This window comes from Streptomyces sp. NPDC057623, assembly GCF_042800355.1.
Taxonomy (GTDB): Bacteria; Actinomycetota; Actinomycetes; order Streptomycetales; family Streptomycetaceae; genus Streptomyces.
This window is the reverse complement of the sequence record NZ_JBHVGZ010000092.1, coordinates 1-14,483: the sequence shown is the minus strand read 5'-3', so window position 1 is coordinate 14,483 and position 14,483 is coordinate 1. Positions and strand designations below refer to the sequence as shown.

The window sequence follows — 14,483 nt, the reverse complement described above, 5'->3', positions numbered from 1 at the left end:
GCGCCGATTCCGACCATCCGATTCACCCGGTGGTCGGGACTGATCAGCGCGGCCCGCTAAGCAGAAGGCGTACGGCACGCATGGCGTCAGGGTACCGCAGCGCCCGAGCGCGTCGCGACGGGCTTCCGGCGGAGGGGCGCGCACGCGGGAGCGCATGCGGCGTGCATGCGGCGTGCATGCGGCGTGCATGCGTGAACAACCACGCCCCTGGTTCCGTACCAGAGAGTTGTGAAGACCTCGAAAAGCTGAACAACGTTCAATTGTTACCTGGCGTAACAGTCGCTAAGGGACATCGCCCGCCCCTCGCAGCCCGTAGATAACAACGCAATAACTCAAACGCCGTACCCCCCGGTATGGAGCCACTTAGAGTGCGGCAGCGGGACCGCCTTCCCGAACCGTTCGGAGTTGCCCCCATGAACCCTCGTCCCCACAGCAGCCCGCCCCCCAGGACGGATCTCCCGGCCCGGGGGGCGTCGGTCGCTGACACTCGGTCGCCCATACCCCTCATCGCGCTTTCGGGAGGCATGCCGTGACGACGGATCCGAACGACAGCGTGGCGGACGACGCCTTCCTGGAATTCCTCAACTTCGGCGCCGGCGTGCTGTCCCTCGTCTGTCTCACCTGCTCGGTGCTCTGGGGGCTCGTCGCCCAGGACCGGATGATCCTCAACACCCGGCAGCGACTCATCGCGCAGGCCATCCACCGAGTGACCGCTGTGGCGTCGATCGCGTTCCTCCTGGTGCACATCGGCGTCAAGCTGGCCCTGGACCACGCCAGCCCGATCGCCGCGCTGATCCCCTTCGGCCTGGTGTTCGCCGGCGGCACCGAGATCCCGGGCAGCGCCTTCCTCGTCGGCCTGGGCTCCCTGGCCGCCATGCTCATGATCTTCGTCGGCGTCACCGGTGCGCTGCGCAACCGCTTCGCGTCCCCGGCGCCGGTCGCGGCGCGCTGGCGGGCGATGCACATGCTGGCCTACCCGGCCTGGTGCGCGGCACTGATCCACGGCCTGTTCGCCGGCCGTCCGGCGAAGACGTTCTTCATGGTGTCCTACGAGCTGTGCGTCGTGGCGGTCGCCGCCGCCCTCGCCCTGCGTGCGGCGCCGCGCCCGTTCAAGCGCAAGGTCGCCGACCGGATCGCCCAGCTCATCGGCAACGGGCAGCCCTCGAGCCGCGAGGAACTGGACCTGAGCAGGGCCCGGTCGTCGGAGTCCGCGCTGCCCGGCTCCGAGGGGAGGGGAAGGCGGTCGAGGCGGGCCGACCCGACGACGGGATCCCAGCCCCGGGCGACGCCTTCCTCCGACCCCCTGTACCAGGCTCCCTCAGCCCAGGCGTCCGGTTCGGGCTTCGCCGCCGCCTACCGCGCCGTCTCACCCCGCTCCCGCGGGCAACAGCAGCCCTACCCGGCCGACCAGACCGCCCGCATGGACCTGCCCCTGGACATGCAGCCGACGGAGGCGATCCCGCGCGTCGACGGCGGCGGCAGCACCTCGGGCAGCTGGCCGATCCCGTCCCCGCCGCCCGTGGGCGAGGCGCCCCCGTCGTCCTACGACCCGCTCAACGACACGGGATACAACATCCCCGTCTATGGCAATGCGAGCGCCCAGGGCTACGACTCCGGCGCTTCGGGCTACGGCTCGAGTGATGTGTACGACACCGCTGAGACGAACGCCGTCTTCGGTACGTACAACCAGAACGACACGTACAACAACAGCGGTCCCGCCACTGAATCACTGCCCGGTGCCTCCTACGACTTCGACGCACCGGGTTCGGGCGAACCTTGGAACACGCCTTCCGGAGGCTTTAAGTGAACGAGGCCCTGCCCGACGTACCCGAAGTCCGCGTGGTCGGACTTCCCCAGCTCACGTCGGGCTTCGACCTTGTCGAAAGACTCGATCTGCCCATGCACCTCAAGGTGCACGGGCCGCTCGAACCGATGGGCGGCGAGCAGCTCGCGAAGCTCGCCGAGAACATCAATCTGAAGGGCCGCGGCGGCGCGGGCTTCCCCTTCCACAGGAAGCTGCGCTCGGTCGCGGAGGCCGCGATCAAGCGTGGCGTACGGCCGGTCGTGGTGGTCAACGGCAGCGAGGACGAACCGGCCTGCCGCAAGGACACGGTGATGATCAACCGTGCCCCGCACCTCATCCTGGACGGCGCGCTGCTGTGCGCCGAAGCCCTGGGTGCCCGCACGCTCGTGGTGGGGGTCACCCGGGAATCGACCCAGCGCTCCATGGAGGCGGCCCTCGCCGAGCGCGGCCTCAGCAACAGCCGCCGGTCCGCGCTACGCGCGTTCGTGCAGCGCAACCCGGTGCGCATGGTCACCGGCGCCGCCGCCTCCCTGATCCGCTCCATCGACGGCGGCCCGGCGATCCCGGCCGGCCGCAAGGTCAGCGCATCGCAGAACGGCGTCGGCGGCGCCCCCACCCTGCTCTCCAACGCCGAGACGTTCGCGCAGCTCGCGATCGCCGCCCGCATCGGCCCCGAGCGCTACGGCAACACCGGCCTGTACGACGAGCCGGGCACCGTCATGCTCACGGTCTCCGGCGCGGTAGCCCGCCCCATGGTCATCGAGGTCCCCACGGGCGTACCGCTGCGCTACGTCCTCCAGCTCGCCGGTGCCCCGCCCGTCCCCCAGGGCGTGCTGACCGGCGGCTACCACGGCAAGTGGATCGACGCGGCGACGGTCAACGAGGCGGTCGTCTCGCGCAACTCCCTGGACGCGGTGGGCGGCGCGCTCGGGGCGGGCGCGATCCTGCCGATCACTCAGGAGACCTGCCCGCTGGGCGAGTCGCTACGGGTGGCGCAGTGGCTGGCCGAGGAGAGCGCGGGCCAGTGCGGCCCCTGCTACCTCGGCCTGCCGGCCGCCGCGCGCGGACTGGAGGACATCCTCAACGGGGGCGGTCCGGCCGCCCTGGAGGCGCTCAAGCAGGTCGCCAAGAACGTGAAGCGGCGCGGCGCGTGCTCGCACCCGGACGGCTCCGCGATGTTCCTGGAATCGACCATCAAGGCGTTCACCGACGACCTCGCGGCGCACGTCCTGGGCAACGGCTGCGGACGGCCCGTGGAGGGCGTTCTGCCACTCTTCGAGGGCGGCAGGGCCCCGTCGGGCATCCCGGGCGGCGCCGAGTCGGAGGAGAACGGCCCCAGCCGCCAGAAGATCTACGTCGACTGGACGCTGTGCCGGGGCCACGGCCTGTGCGCGGACATCCTCCCGGAGGTCTTCCAGCTCGGCGCCGACGGCTTCCCGACCGTCGCCCAGGCAAAGGTCCCGCGCTATGCCGAGGCCAAGGCCCTGCGCGCGGTGCGCCGTTGCCCCGCCCTCGCCCTGCGCATCGAGGAGGACACCCGCGCGCAGGACTCGTCCCGCAACAACCTGCCGGTCCTCTCCCAGGGCCGCGGCAGGCGCGCCCTGGGCCGCTGAGGCCCTGCGCTCGGGCACGCACGCGTGGAGGGGCCGTCCGCACCGGACGGCCCCTCCACGCGTCTGCGGGCTTTGGTCAACCGCCGCTGAAACCAACGGTGTCCGCAAACGAAAAAGATCCCGCCGGATCGGACCGATCCGGCGGGATCTTGCTGTGGAGCTAAGGAGAATTGAACTCCTGACCTCCTGCATGCCATGCAGGCGCTCTACCAACTGAGCTATAGCCCCTTGCTTTGTTCCGCCCGGTTTCCCCGGCGGCGACGCCAACTTTACCGGGCGACCCTGTGCAGCACCAAATCGTTTCCACTCGACACCGATACGCACACTAATGTCGGATTCCGTGACCGTGATCGCGTGGCCCGGAGCCCACCCCTGAGCACCAGACGCCCAGGACGCCCCGGGACGGCACGAACCGCACCGAGACAGCGCCGAGTTACCCGGACGGCCTCAAGCCGTGACGAAGGAGTAGAAGCGCTTGAGCGTGCAGTGCTCTTCGAGGAGGCGGCCATAGATCGGCTCGCCCTCGAGTTCACGGTAGGTCTCGATCGGGTCGCCCTTTATGATCAGCGCCCGCGCGCATTCCTCGCACCAGTACTGGTAGTCGGGGTTCACCGGTTCCATGTCACGGACGATCGGCGTCCCGCTGCCACACCAGTCGCACTTTCGCCTGTGTGCACCCATCGATCAGCTCCAGCTGTGGCCGCAGGCCGTGCACACGTAGGAAATTCCGCCGTTGTCGCCGAGAAGCTGAGCGACATGGGCGGAGCCGCAGGAAGGGCAGCTGAGGCGGGTGATCGTATCCCGTGTCAAAGCTGCTTCGAAGAGGCCACCGACCTCCTCGAAGATGCTCGCAGGCATCACTACTCCTCCCGTCGGGCCGCGCCCCCTTCCGGCCGTTTGATTCTGCCACGGCCGGACCAATACGGTCAGCGACGCCTCAGTACCAGTCCGGACACAGCAGCCATCGCGGCCGTACGGACCGTGCACACATGCACCGCAAAGCGCCTCGTGAGAGGTATACGCCTGGCGAGGCCCGAGTGACTCAAGCCGGACCCGAACAGTTCGACGAAGACCGCTGCCGCGCGCGAACCGGCCGCGCCGACCCGGCCGTTGATCCGGACGCCCGCCGTGGATACCAGAAGATCCCGCCGATCAAAGCGATCGGCGGGATCTTGTTGTCTCGCTGTGGAGCTAAGGAGAATTGAACTCCTGACCTCCTGCATGCCATGCAGGCGCTCTACCAACTGAGCTATAGCCCCTGGACACGCGGCGTAAGCCGCATGTTGTTTCGTTCCCCGCTCGGCGGGCGAACAAGAAGAACTTTAGCCTGCGACCTGCCGGAAAGTGAAATCCGGGTCGCGGGTCGCCCCGGCGAGCCCTGGCGCGTCAGTCGTCGTCGCCGAGCACCGGCTCCGGCAGGGTGCCGGCGTTGTGCTCCAGCAGACGCCAGCCGCGAGCGCCCTCGCCCAGAACCGACCAGCAGCAGTTGGAGAGGCCACCGAGGCTCTCCCAGAACCGGGGCTCCAGACCGAGGAGGCGGCCGATCGTCGTACGGATCGTGCCGCCGTGGCTGACGACGACGAGTGTGCCGTCGTCGGGGAGCTTCTCGGCATGCCGGAGCACCACGGGGGCGGCGCGGTCGGCGACCTCGGTCTCCAGCTCTCCGCCGCCGCGGCGCACCGGCTCACCGCGCTTCCACGCGGCGTACTCCTCGCCGTACCGGTCGATGATCTCCTCGTGCGTCAGCCCCTGCCAGACGCCCGCGTAGGTCTCGCGAAGAGCCTCGTCGTGCGTCACTTCCAGCCCGGTGAGCGTGGCCAGCTCGGCGGCCGTGTTCGCGGCGCGCTGGAGGTCGGAGGCGACGATCGCGTCCGGCTTGAGGTTGACGAGCAGCCTGGCGGCGCGGCGGGCCTGGGAGACACCGGCCTCGGTGAGGGCGACGTCCGTGGAGCCCTGGAAGCGGCGCTCCACGTTCCAGGAGGTCTGGCCGTGCCGCCACAGGATGACGCGGCGGCCCCGGCCGGGCCTGGCGGCCTCACTGAAGGCGCTCACCGCCACTCACCGTCCAGCTCTGCCGCCTCCTCGGCGGCCTGGAGCTTGGCGTGCTCCGCGGCCTTGCCGCGGGTCGCCTTGGCGTCCTCGGGCAGTTCGAGCTCGGGGCAGTCCTTCCAGAGCCGCTCCAGCGCGTAGAAGACGCGCTCCTCGCTGTGCTGGACGTGGACGACGATGTCGACGTAGTCGAGCAGCACCCAGCGGGCCTCGCGGTCACCCTCACGGCGCACCGGCTTGACGCCGAGCTCCTTCTGGAGGCGCTCCTCGATCTCGTCGACGATGGACTTGACCTGGCGGTCGTTGGGCGCGGAAGCCAGCAGGAAGGCGTCCGTGATCGACAGGACGTCGCTGACGTCGTAGGCGATGATGTCGTGCGCGAGCTTGTCGGCGGCCGCCTGGGCGGCGGTGTGGACGAGCTCGATGGAACGGTCGGTAGCGGTCACTGCAAGGCTTTCGGTCGGCGGACACTTGGCTTCACTCGACCTCAAGGGTCTCACGGACCGGTGACAGCACCCCACGTGATTACCGGCTCCCGTGGGGTGGCCTGCGGTGATGTGCGCGCTGCGGCTACGAGGACGACGGTTCGTAGTCCTGCCCCAGCACCACCGAGACATCCGCGTTTCCGGACACCTCGCCCTTCTTGACCGCTCCGGCGGACAGGCCGAGGGTCTTGGCGACCTCGGTGGCGTTGTCCTTGTCGGCGGCGTCGGCGTAGACGACCTCGGACGTGGCCGCGGCCGACGCCGTACCGCCCTCCAGGAAGGTGAAGCCGCCGTTCAGCAGCACCACGCGGGCCTTCTCGGTGTTGTCCTTGACGCCGGTGGCATTGCGGATGGACACGCGGACCGCGGCGTCCTTGTCGGGGCTCTTGGCGGTGCCGCCCAGGACGTCCTTGACGACGGCGGCGCTGGCCTGGGCGCTGAGCGTGCCGTCGGTCTGCACGGGCAGCATGGCCGTCTTGTAGTCGCCGCCCTTGGCGAGCTCGGCGAGCTTGGCGAGGAAGGCGCCGAGGTCCTTGTCGGTCAGCGGCGGCTCGATGATCATCCCGAGCGTCTGCACGGTGACGGTCGCGCCCTGCGTGTCCGAGGTGAGCTTGCGCAGGGTGGCCTGCATGACCTGCCCGAACCGCTCCAGCTGGGCGTTCTGCGCCTCGCCAGAGCCCTGGTAGGTGGCGTAGGCGACGGCCATCTTGCCGCTGAGGGTCTGGCCCTTGCCCTTGCGGACGAGGGGTGCGGCGCCCTTGGACTTGGCCTCCGGGTCGGGCACGTCGGCGTTGGTGTCGACCTCGATGTTGCCGACCAGGTCGACGAGGTTCTGGAGATACGGGGTGTCCAGGCGCCAGGTGCCCTGGATCTCGGTGCCGAGGGCGGTGTCGATCGCGTCGCGCGTCCCCGATGAGCCGTCGTCGTCGACCGACTTGGCCAGGGTGGTGGTGCCGTCGTCACCGGTCAGGGCGAGGGAGTTCGGCAGGAGGACGGTGGTGCCCTGATCGGTGGTGGTGTTGTCGACGAGCAGCGCCGTGGAGGTGCCGCCCTTCGCGGTGTTGTGCAGGTGGACGACGATCACGTCACGCTTCTGGGCGCCCACGGCCGTCGCGGTGCTCTCCTTGCTGTCGGACGACGACAGGCCGGGCAGCTTCCCGGCGTACCAGAGGTAGCCGACCCCGCCGGTCGCGACGACCGCCAGGACGACCACGAGCGCGATCACACGCGCGCGTGCCCGTCGTCGTGCCTCCTCGCGGCGCTCGGTGCGGTTCTCGGTGAACTTCAGCCAGTCGATGACGTCCTCGGAGTCACCGTCGGGCTCCTCGACGAAGGCGAACTGCTCGGTGCGGTAGTCCCGGTCGACCCGGTCGCCCCGCTCCTGGGGCTGCGGTTCCTCGACCGGCCCGGCCTGCTGCGGGATGTAGGCGGTCTGCTCGGCGACGCGGTGCTGCTGTCCGCTGGTGGCGGTACGCCCATACGGGTCGTACGGCGGCGAATGCGCCCCGCCCTGCTGGGGCCCGCCCTGCTGGGGGTGCGTGCCGGTGCCGTACGGGTCGTAGGAGGGCGTGGGCGGCTGCTGGCCGGTGTCGCCGGTCGCGTAGGGGTCGTACGGCGGGACCGGCTGCTGCCGGCCAGTCGCGTACGGGTCGTAGCCGTAGCCCTGCTGCGCGTAAGGGTCGTACTGCTGCTGGGGCGGCTGCTGCCGCGCCGGGATCTGCCGGTACACCGGCTGCCCGTACTCGTCGTAGCCGACGAGTTCGTACTGGTCGGCCTCGTATCCCGCGGCCCCCGCGTCGTATCGGTCGTTCACCGGTCGCCCCTCTCGGCTCACTCGCCTCACTCGCCGCGGTACAGCTCGCGCTTGTCGATGTAGCGCACGACTCCGTCCGGCACCAGATACCAGATGGGGTCGTCCTTTGCGACTCTCGCGCGGCAATCGGTGGACGAGATGGCCAGCGCGGGAACCTCGACCAACGACACGCCCCCCTCCGGGAGCCCGGCGTCGGTGAGGTCGTGGCCTGGCCGGGTGACCCCGACGAAGTGCGCGAGGGAGAAGAGCTCCTCCGAGTCCCGCCAGGTCAGGATCTGACCGAGGGCGTCGGCGCCGGTGATGAAGAAGAGGTCGGTGTCGGGGTTGAGCGCGCGCAGGTCACGCAGGGTGTCCACGGTGTACGTCGGGCCGCCGCGGTCGATGTCGATACGGCTGACGGAGAACTGCGGGTTCTCGGCCGTGGCGATGACCGTCATCAGATAGCGGTCCTCGGCCGGGGAGACGTGCCGGTGGCTCTTCTGCCATGGCTGGCCGGTGGGCACGAACACGACCTCGTCGAGGTGGAACTGCGCGGCGACCTCACTGGCCGCGACGAGGTGGCCGTGGTGGATCGGGTCAAACGTTCCGCCCATGACGCCGAGACGGCGCTTGCCGGGGTTCGACGGGCCGTTTCCGGGGCCGGTAGGCATGTCCTGCTCTCCCATGCGTGCAGACCCTACCGGCCCCGCCCGAGGGCCCAGGCCTGTCCGTGGCTCAGCGGTCGCGGTTGAAGCGGGTGGTGATCCACAGCAGGAGCAGCAGGATGACGAAGGCGCCACCCCCGGTGAGCAACGGGCTGATGCTGTTGTGGTGGCCACCGTGCTCCTCGCCCTCGGCGGCGAGGGTGACCAACTGGGCAGCGGCGCTGTGGAAGCTCATCTTCGGCGTGACCTATCGGTGTGGGCGGGATAAAGATGTCGGCCCATCGTAAGCGGGTGCCATGACGGGGATCACGCCGACTCCTCCGTTGGGGCGCCCGGGACGACCGGTGGGGAACCTTCCCAGGGGCTCAGTCGTCCTTCTGCCTGTAGCCCCGCAACAGGAACCACGCGGTCAGCACACAGCCCACGACCATCACGATCAGCACCACCCGGAGCAGATTCCCCGCCCCCTGCTGCCCGGCCGCGCTCGCGGCCTCGGTGAGCCAAGCGGCTGCGGGGTTGTGCTCCATGACGCGGAACTCCTTCGCTGTAGTGCCCGTCCACGGTAACTCCGCCTAGGCTGGGCTCTGCTTCGGGGGCGCAAAGGTCGGAACAAGGCTCAGCAAAGGGCCGCACAGAGCCATAGAGAGCCATCCAGACGCACATGGGGGAAGACATGTCCGACGGCCACGAGCAGCACGGGCACGAGCACGTACCGAGCAGGCAGCGCAGGCGTTTCCCCGGGATCTCCTCGCGTGCGTACGAACACCCGGCGGACCGCTCGGCCCTGGTGGCCCTGCGCAAGCTCAGCGGCTTCGACACCGTCTTCAAGGCCCTGAGCGGCCTCCTGCCCGAGCGCAGCCTCAGGCTCCTTTTCCTGTCCGACTCGGTGCGGGTCTCGGAACAGCAGTTCGCGCACCTCAACGACATGCTGCGGGACGCCTGTTACATCCTGGACCTGGAGAAGGTCCCGCCGATGTACGTCAACCAGGACCCGGTGCCGAACGCGATGTGCATCGGCCTGGACGAGCCGATCATCGTGGTCACGACCGGGCTGCTGGAGCTGCTCGACGAGGAGGAGATGCGGGCGGTGGTCGGCCACGAGGTGGGCCACGCCCTCTCCGGCCACTCGGTGTACCGCACGATCCTGCTGTTCCTGACCAGCCTGGCGGTCCGGGTCGCCTGGATCCCGCTGGGCAACATCGCGATCATGGCGATCGTGACGGCGCTGCGGGAGTGGTTCCGCAAGTCGGAGCTGTCCGCCGACCGGGCCGGCCTGCTCGTCGGCCAGGACCTCCAGGCCTCGATGCGCGGCCTGATGAAGCTCGCGGGCGGCCACCATCTGCACGAGATGAACGTGGACGCGTTCCTGAAGCAGGCGGAGGAGTACGAGGCGGGCGGCGACCTGCGCGACTCCGTCCTCAAGATCCTGAACGTCCTGCCCCGCTCGCACCCCTTCACCACGGTCCGCGCGGCCGAGCTGAAGAAGTGGGCCGAGTCCCGTGACCACCAGCGGATCATGGACGGCCACTACCCGCGCCGCGATGAGGACAAGGACACCTCGGTCACCGACTCCTTCCGTGAGTCGGCGTCCCACTACGCCACCCACGTGAAGTCGTCCAAGGACCCTCTGATGAAGCTGGTCACGGACATCGCCGGGGGCGCGGGAGATCTGGGCGGCCGGGTACGACGCGGTTTCGGCGGTTTCGCGGGTGCTGCTCCCAGGGAGGAGCCGCGCCGGGACGACGACAGGCGGGACGACGGCGGGGACAACGCCTGACGGCCGCCTGTGGCTGTTTGCAGCGGTTCCTCGCCCCCGCCGCCCCTACCCGTCCCATCCTTCTGGGGCTCCGCCCCAGACCCCGCTCCTCAAACGCCGGAGAGGCTGAGTACTTCAGCCCGTCCGGCGCTTGAGGACGAGGCCCGCAGGGCCGACAGCGGGGGTCTGGGGGCGCAGCCCTCAGGAATGGGACGGGTAGGGGCGGCGGGGGCGGGAAAAGTCCCCGCTCACACCTTCGGCTGGGACCCCGCAGCCAGCGACCCGCACAGCGCCGTGGCCCCACCCGTGGCATAGGGGTCGGTCCCCGCAGGACCGCCCTCCTTGGCCGTCTGTCCCGCCAGAAGCGGGTGCAGCCGGTTCGTCGAGTCCTCGGCACAGGACAGCGGTCCCGCCTGGACATAGGACACGACCAGCTGGGCCTGGTGCAGCCGCAGGTCCTCACGGTCGAAGCGGAAGTGCAGCTCCCGCCGCACGGTGAACAGCGAGGCCTCGGCCGCCTTCTCCCCCGCCTTCGCCGCCCGCAGGGCGTACACGAACGTGTGATCGGCCATGACCTCCAGTGTGGAGGAGTCGGTCTCCGCGGCCTGGAGCGTGCCCTGCACCCGGATCCTGCGGTCGGCCAGCTCGGCCTGGGTGGCGTCGAAGCGAACCAGCCATCCGGTCGGCGCATGCCGCCCGTCCGCGGCCGGATGCCCGAAGCTCTGGTCGAACTGATCCAGTTGGTCGGGGTCCAGCAGCACCCGGACCGCACGGATCTGGTCGCCGGTCAGCACCTCGGGATACAACGAGGACCGCACGATGTAGTCCTTCGCGATACTCAGCGCGTTCGTCACCTGGCTGTCGGAGAAGTGCGCGGTCCGGCGGGCGGCCGGCAGCGGGATGCCCTCCGCGCCGATGCGGAACTGCGCGGCCGGGCTGTGCTCGTACAGGTACGCCGTGTCGGTCGCCCCGGGCACCTTGCCCGGCGGGGCGAGCGGGATGACGGTCATCCGGAGGGGTTCGGCGGGCGGCCCGGAGTTCGCGGGCGTCTGGTAGGGGTGCCGTACACCCATGTAGATCGCCGTACCGAAGGCCACGGCGATCAACAGGACCAGGATCAGCGCCTGCCGGGACAGGCCCCGGCGCATCGGTGGACGGCGGCGTACGGCGGGTGCGTGGTCGGCCAGGCGCTCCTGCGCGGAGAACTCCTGGAGGCGGGCAGCACGGACGAACGACTCGTCGAAGACGACGGATCGGTACTCTTCCTCGCCACCTCCGGGACCGCCCTCGGGTGTCCCCTCAGGTGGGTCTCCTGGCCCTCCCATACCTTCAGGGTAGGTCGCCGGGAGGCCAGGTAAACGCCCTGCTACACGACAAGTTCTGACAGGTTCTCACCAGGAAGGGGAGGCCGCTCTCCGTAGCGCTCAGGCCCTCGGTCGAGTTCCGGTCAGGGCGTGCGCGGCGTCGCCGAGGCAGCCGGCTGCGAGTAGTCGGCGGATACCGAGGGAGACGCTCCGGTGCCCTGTTCGAGCCCTGTGGACGCCGGCGGCGGGACCTGGTCCCTGCTGTTCGAGGAAGCACCCCGGTAGACGGCCGCGAAGGCCAGTGCCACCATGCCGATGCCCATGACGAGGGCGAGCATCCAGGCCACGGGACGGTGCCAGCGGACCTGCTTGCCATAGGTCCCGGGGGCGCCGTAGCGATCCTCGAAAATGTCTGGGTCGTCCAGATCATCCAGTTCCGGATCATGGCCGAAAGCGGCGCGGCGCTCCGGGCCGTACCCCTCGTCGTACCGCTCACCCCGGCCGTGAGCCCGGCGGGCCTCCGCCTCGGAGGCCTCCGCTCTCGCCTGGGCGGCGGCCAGGAGGCGCTCGACGGCGGTCGGCTCGTGCACCACGGCCGCCTGTACGAAGGCCTCGTCGAAGACCACGGAGGCGAACTCTTCGTCCGACACCCCGCGGTCGTGGTCGTCGTCGGGCTCCCAGCCGTCAGGGAACGGCGTGCCCCCCACGTCCTCCGGCACGGATCCAGAGTAGTCCTGGGGGGTCAATTTGGGCAGACGGTATGGAAATTCATCCGGCTTGTGAGACATCTCGGGTGCGTGCACGGAGGCAGCGGGGGGCGCGTGTCGGATGCATATGCCCCGGCCGCGCGCCCTGCGCCGCCGAGCCCCCCGACGCGCCCCCCGACAGCAGCGAGCGCGCCCTCGACGGAGGATTCCTCAGCGCCGTACGTGCCCGTCCCCGGTGACGATGTACTTCGTGCTGGTCAGCTCCGGCAGCCCCATCGGCCCTCGGGCGTGCAGCTTCTGCGTGGAGATGCCGATCTCCGCGCCGAAGCCGAACTGGCCGCCGTCGGTGAAGCGGGTGGAGGCGTTCACCGCGACCGTCGTCGAGTCGACCAGCTGGGTGAAGCGGCGGGCGGCCTGCTGGGAGGTGGTGACGATGGCCTCGGTGTGGCCGGAGGTCCACAGGCGGATGTGCTCGACGGCCTTGTCCAGCGAGTCCACGACCGCGGCGGCGATGTCGTAGGACAGGTACTCGGTCTCCCAGTCCTCCGCCGTGGCCTCCACGACGGTCGCCTTGGAGTCCTTGGCGTACGCCAGCACCCTTTCGTCTGCGTGCACGGTCACTCCGGCCTCCGCGAGGGCGTCCAGGGCGCGCGGCAGGAACTCCGGGGCGATGTCCTGGTGGACCAGGAGGGTCTCGGCGGCGTTGCAGACGCTGACGCGGTGGGCCTTGGAGTTGATCAGGATCTCGATCGCCATGTCGAGGTCGGCGTGGGCGTCGACGTAGACGTGGCAGTTGCCGGTGCCGGTCTCGATGACCGGGACGATGGACTCGGTGACGACCGTCTGGATCAGCGAGGCGCCGCCGCGAGGGATCAGCACGTCGACGAGCCCGCGGGCGCGCATCAGCTCGCGCACGCTCTCGCGGCTCTCCCCGGGCACCAGCTGCACGGCGTCGGCGGGCAGCCCGGCGCCGCCCACGGCGTCGCGGATCACCCGGACGAGGGCACTGTTCGACTCGTACGCCGAGGCCGAGCCGCGCAGCAGCACGGCGTTGCCGGACTTCAGGCAGAGGGCGGCGGCGTCGACGGTGACGTTCGGGCGGGCCTCGTAGATGATCCCGACGACGCCCAGCGGGACGCGGACCTGGCGCAGGTCGATGCCGTTGGGGAGGGTCGAGCCGCGGACGACCTCGCCGACGGGGTCGGGCAGCGCGACGACGTCCCGCACGTCGGAGGCGATGGCCCGCACGCGCTCCGGAGTCAGGGTCAGCCGGTCGATGATCGCCTCGCTGGTGCCGGCTTCACGGGCCTTGGCGATGTCCCTGGCGTTGGCCTCGACGATCTCGCTCGTACGGACCTCCAGCGCGTCCGCGATGGCGAGCAGCGCGTCGTCCTTCTCGGCCCGCGGCAGCGGGGCGAGGTCGGCGGCGGCGGACTTGGCGCGGTAGGCGGCCCGGTTGACCGGGGACATGGAGTCGTACGGCGAGAGCGTGGTCATGAAAGAAGGGTAGTGCGACTGCGCGGCCGGTCCAGCGCTCGTTCCAAACCCCGAGACAGGCCCCGCAAGCCCCACAGACCACTCGGGAAACGCAGGAAACGCAGGAAACTCAAGGCGGCCAGGACGCTCGAAGCGCCCCTCCGGTCAGTAGGGGTGGACGCCCACCGGGGTCGCCGGCGGCGGCCCGTACCCCTCCGCGATCCGCTGGTGGTAGGTCTCGCGGTCGATGACCTCCAGGCCGACGATCTCCCAGGGCGGCAGTCCCGCGCTCTGCCGGTGCTCGCCCCACAGGCGCAGGGCGACGGCGGCCGCGTCGTGCAGGTCGCGGGCCTCTTCCCAGTAGCGGATCTCGGCGTGGTCGTTGGCATACCGGCTGGTCAGCAGAAAGGGGTGGTCGTGGGCGAGCTGTTCGAGGGCGCGCCGCACCTCCTTCAGCGGGGCCTCCTGGCCGGAGACGCTGAGGGTGACGTGCCACAGGCGGGGCAGGTCCTTGGGCTCCTCGTACCGCTCGCCGGCCGCGACGCTCGTCAAGGCGCGCTCCTCACCGGCCGCGCGGGACGAGGCCCCGCCGGCACTGCGGGACGCCGTCCCAGGTCGCACTCGTCTCACGACGGCCTCCTCTACGCAGTGACCGACTCGGTGGTCGCACGGAATGTCCCTGAGACAAAGTTGAGCAGGCCGCAAGGGCTCGCGGGGCGGTTTTGCGGAACGTCCACCTCAGGGCGACTTCCCTTGCAGGGCGTTCACCCCGTTTTCGGCTGGGGGTCCGGGGGTCGGCCCCCGGGACGACACAGCGCGGAACGTCCACCTC

At 70.0% G+C, this 14,483-nt stretch carries 14 protein-coding genes and 2 tRNA genes; 3 read left to right on the top strand and 13 right to left on the bottom strand.

The window, feature by feature from the left end:
• Positions 1-529 precede the first annotated feature (529 nt).
• Positions 530-1,807 carry a cytochrome b/b6 domain-containing protein gene (locus ACFU95_RS45560; protein WP_383841904.1) on the top strand — a complete coding sequence of 426 codons (1,278 nt, stop codon included), beginning with the start codon at positions 530-532 and terminating at the stop codon, positions 1,805-1,807.
• The gene (locus ACFU95_RS45555; protein WP_383841901.1) at positions 1,804-3,417 is read left to right on the top strand and encodes an NADH-ubiquinone oxidoreductase-F iron-sulfur binding region domain-containing protein; all 1,614 of its coding nucleotides are present in this window, start codon (positions 1,804-1,806) and stop codon (positions 3,415-3,417) included. The genes ACFU95_RS45560 and ACFU95_RS45555 overlap by 4 nt, the downstream gene beginning before the upstream one ends.
• Before the next feature lie 155 nt (positions 3,418-3,572).
• Here ACFU95_RS45555 and ACFU95_RS45550 read toward each other — a convergent pair.
• The 9 genes from ACFU95_RS45550 to ACFU95_RS45510 all read right to left on the bottom strand — a co-directional run bounded on the left by ACFU95_RS45550 (position 3,573) and on the right by ACFU95_RS45510 (position 8,935).
• Positions 3,573-3,645: transfer RNA gene (locus ACFU95_RS45550), tRNA-Ala, on the bottom strand.
• A gap of 219 nt (positions 3,646-3,864) precedes the next feature.
• Complete coding sequence (locus tag ACFU95_RS45545) at positions 3,865-4,098, bottom strand: hypothetical protein (protein WP_003976229.1); 234 nt, start codon at positions 4,096-4,098, stop codon at positions 3,865-3,867.
• Positions 4,099-4,603: 505 nt separating this feature from the next.
• Positions 4,604-4,676 (bottom strand) — tRNA-Ala (locus ACFU95_RS45540).
• Between the two features lie 127 nt (positions 4,677-4,803).
• On the bottom strand, positions 4,804-5,475 hold the full coding sequence (locus ACFU95_RS45535; RefSeq protein WP_383841898.1) for a histidine phosphatase family protein: 672 nt from the start codon (positions 5,473-5,475) through the stop codon (positions 4,804-4,806).
• Complete coding sequence (gene rsfS, locus ACFU95_RS45530) at positions 5,466-5,912, bottom strand: ribosome silencing factor (protein WP_383841895.1); 447 nt, start codon at positions 5,910-5,912, stop codon at positions 5,466-5,468. Before rsfS ends, ACFU95_RS45535 begins: the two co-directional genes overlap by 10 nt.
• A 124-nt stretch (positions 5,913-6,036) precedes the next feature.
• Complete coding sequence (locus tag ACFU95_RS45525; RefSeq protein ID WP_383841892.1) at positions 6,037-7,764, bottom strand: LytR C-terminal domain-containing protein; 1,728 nt, start codon at positions 7,762-7,764, stop codon at positions 6,037-6,039.
• Positions 7,765-7,790: 26 nt separating this feature from the next.
• Positions 7,791-8,429, bottom strand: coding sequence for a nicotinate-nucleotide adenylyltransferase (gene nadD / locus ACFU95_RS45520; protein ID WP_383841889.1), 639 nt, complete (start codon positions 8,427-8,429; stop codon positions 7,791-7,793).
• A gap of 49 nt (positions 8,430-8,478) precedes the next feature.
• On the bottom strand, positions 8,479-8,643 hold the full coding sequence (locus ACFU95_RS45515) for a hypothetical protein (RefSeq protein WP_383841886.1): 165 nt from the start codon (positions 8,641-8,643) through the stop codon (positions 8,479-8,481).
• A 130-nt stretch (positions 8,644-8,773) separates the two neighbouring features.
• Entirely contained in the window at positions 8,774-8,935 is a 162-nt protein-coding gene (locus ACFU95_RS45510; protein WP_383841883.1) for a hypothetical protein, read from the bottom strand.
• Between the two features lie 146 nt (positions 8,936-9,081).
• Between ACFU95_RS45510 and ACFU95_RS45505 the strand changes: the two genes are divergently transcribed.
• On the top strand, positions 9,082-10,185 hold the full coding sequence (locus ACFU95_RS45505; protein ID WP_383841880.1) for a M48 family metallopeptidase: 1,104 nt from the start codon (positions 9,082-9,084) through the stop codon (positions 10,183-10,185).
• 227 nt (positions 10,186-10,412) lie between these two features.
• Here ACFU95_RS45505 and ACFU95_RS45500 read toward each other — a convergent pair whose 3' ends face one another.
• From ACFU95_RS45500 to ACFU95_RS45485, 4 genes are all read right to left on the bottom strand, one after another.
• A complete protein-coding gene (locus tag ACFU95_RS45500; RefSeq protein ID WP_383841877.1) occupies positions 10,413-11,489 on the bottom strand; it encodes a hypothetical protein in 1,077 nt (358 codons plus the stop codon).
• 122 nt (positions 11,490-11,611) lie between these two features.
• Complete coding sequence (locus tag ACFU95_RS45495) at positions 11,612-12,187, bottom strand: hypothetical protein (protein ID WP_383841874.1); 576 nt, start codon at positions 12,185-12,187, stop codon at positions 11,612-11,614.
• Between the two features lie 198 nt (positions 12,188-12,385).
• Positions 12,386-13,672, bottom strand: a complete 1,287-nt coding sequence (locus tag ACFU95_RS45490; RefSeq protein WP_217206358.1) for a glutamate-5-semialdehyde dehydrogenase — start codon at positions 13,670-13,672, stop codon at positions 12,386-12,388.
• 144 nt (positions 13,673-13,816) lie between these two features.
• Positions 13,817-14,272 carry a hypothetical protein gene (locus ACFU95_RS45485; protein ID WP_383841946.1) on the bottom strand — a complete coding sequence of 152 codons (456 nt, stop codon included), beginning with the start codon at positions 14,270-14,272 and terminating at the stop codon, positions 13,817-13,819.
• Positions 14,273-14,483: the final 211 nt, after the last annotated feature.

What these genes read in the sequence shown, in the direction of transcription:
- nadD (WP_383841889.1), bottom strand. Translation starts at nt 8,429, where the DNA reads ATGGGAGAGCAGGACATGCCTACCGGCCCCGGAAACGGCCCGTCGAAC.
- ACFU95_RS45545 (WP_003976229.1), bottom strand. Translation starts at nt 4,098, where the DNA reads ATGGGTGCACACAGGCGAAAGTGCGACTGGTGTGGCAGCGGGACGCCG.
- ACFU95_RS45515 (WP_383841886.1), bottom strand. Translation starts at nt 8,643, where the DNA reads ATGAGCTTCCACAGCGCCGCTGCCCAGTTGGTCACCCTCGCCGCCGAG.
- ACFU95_RS45510 (WP_383841883.1), bottom strand. Translation starts at nt 8,935, where the DNA reads ATGGAGCACAACCCCGCAGCCGCTTGGCTCACCGAGGCCGCGAGCGCG.
- ACFU95_RS45490 (WP_217206358.1), bottom strand. Translation starts at nt 13,672, where the DNA reads ATGACCACGCTCTCGCCGTACGACTCCATGTCCCCGGTCAACCGGGCC.
- ACFU95_RS45500 (WP_383841877.1), bottom strand. Translation starts at nt 11,489, where the DNA reads ATGGGAGGGCCAGGAGACCCACCTGAGGGGACACCCGAGGGCGGTCCC.
- ACFU95_RS45505 (WP_383841880.1), top strand. Translation starts at nt 9,082, where the DNA reads ATGTCCGACGGCCACGAGCAGCACGGGCACGAGCACGTACCGAGCAGG.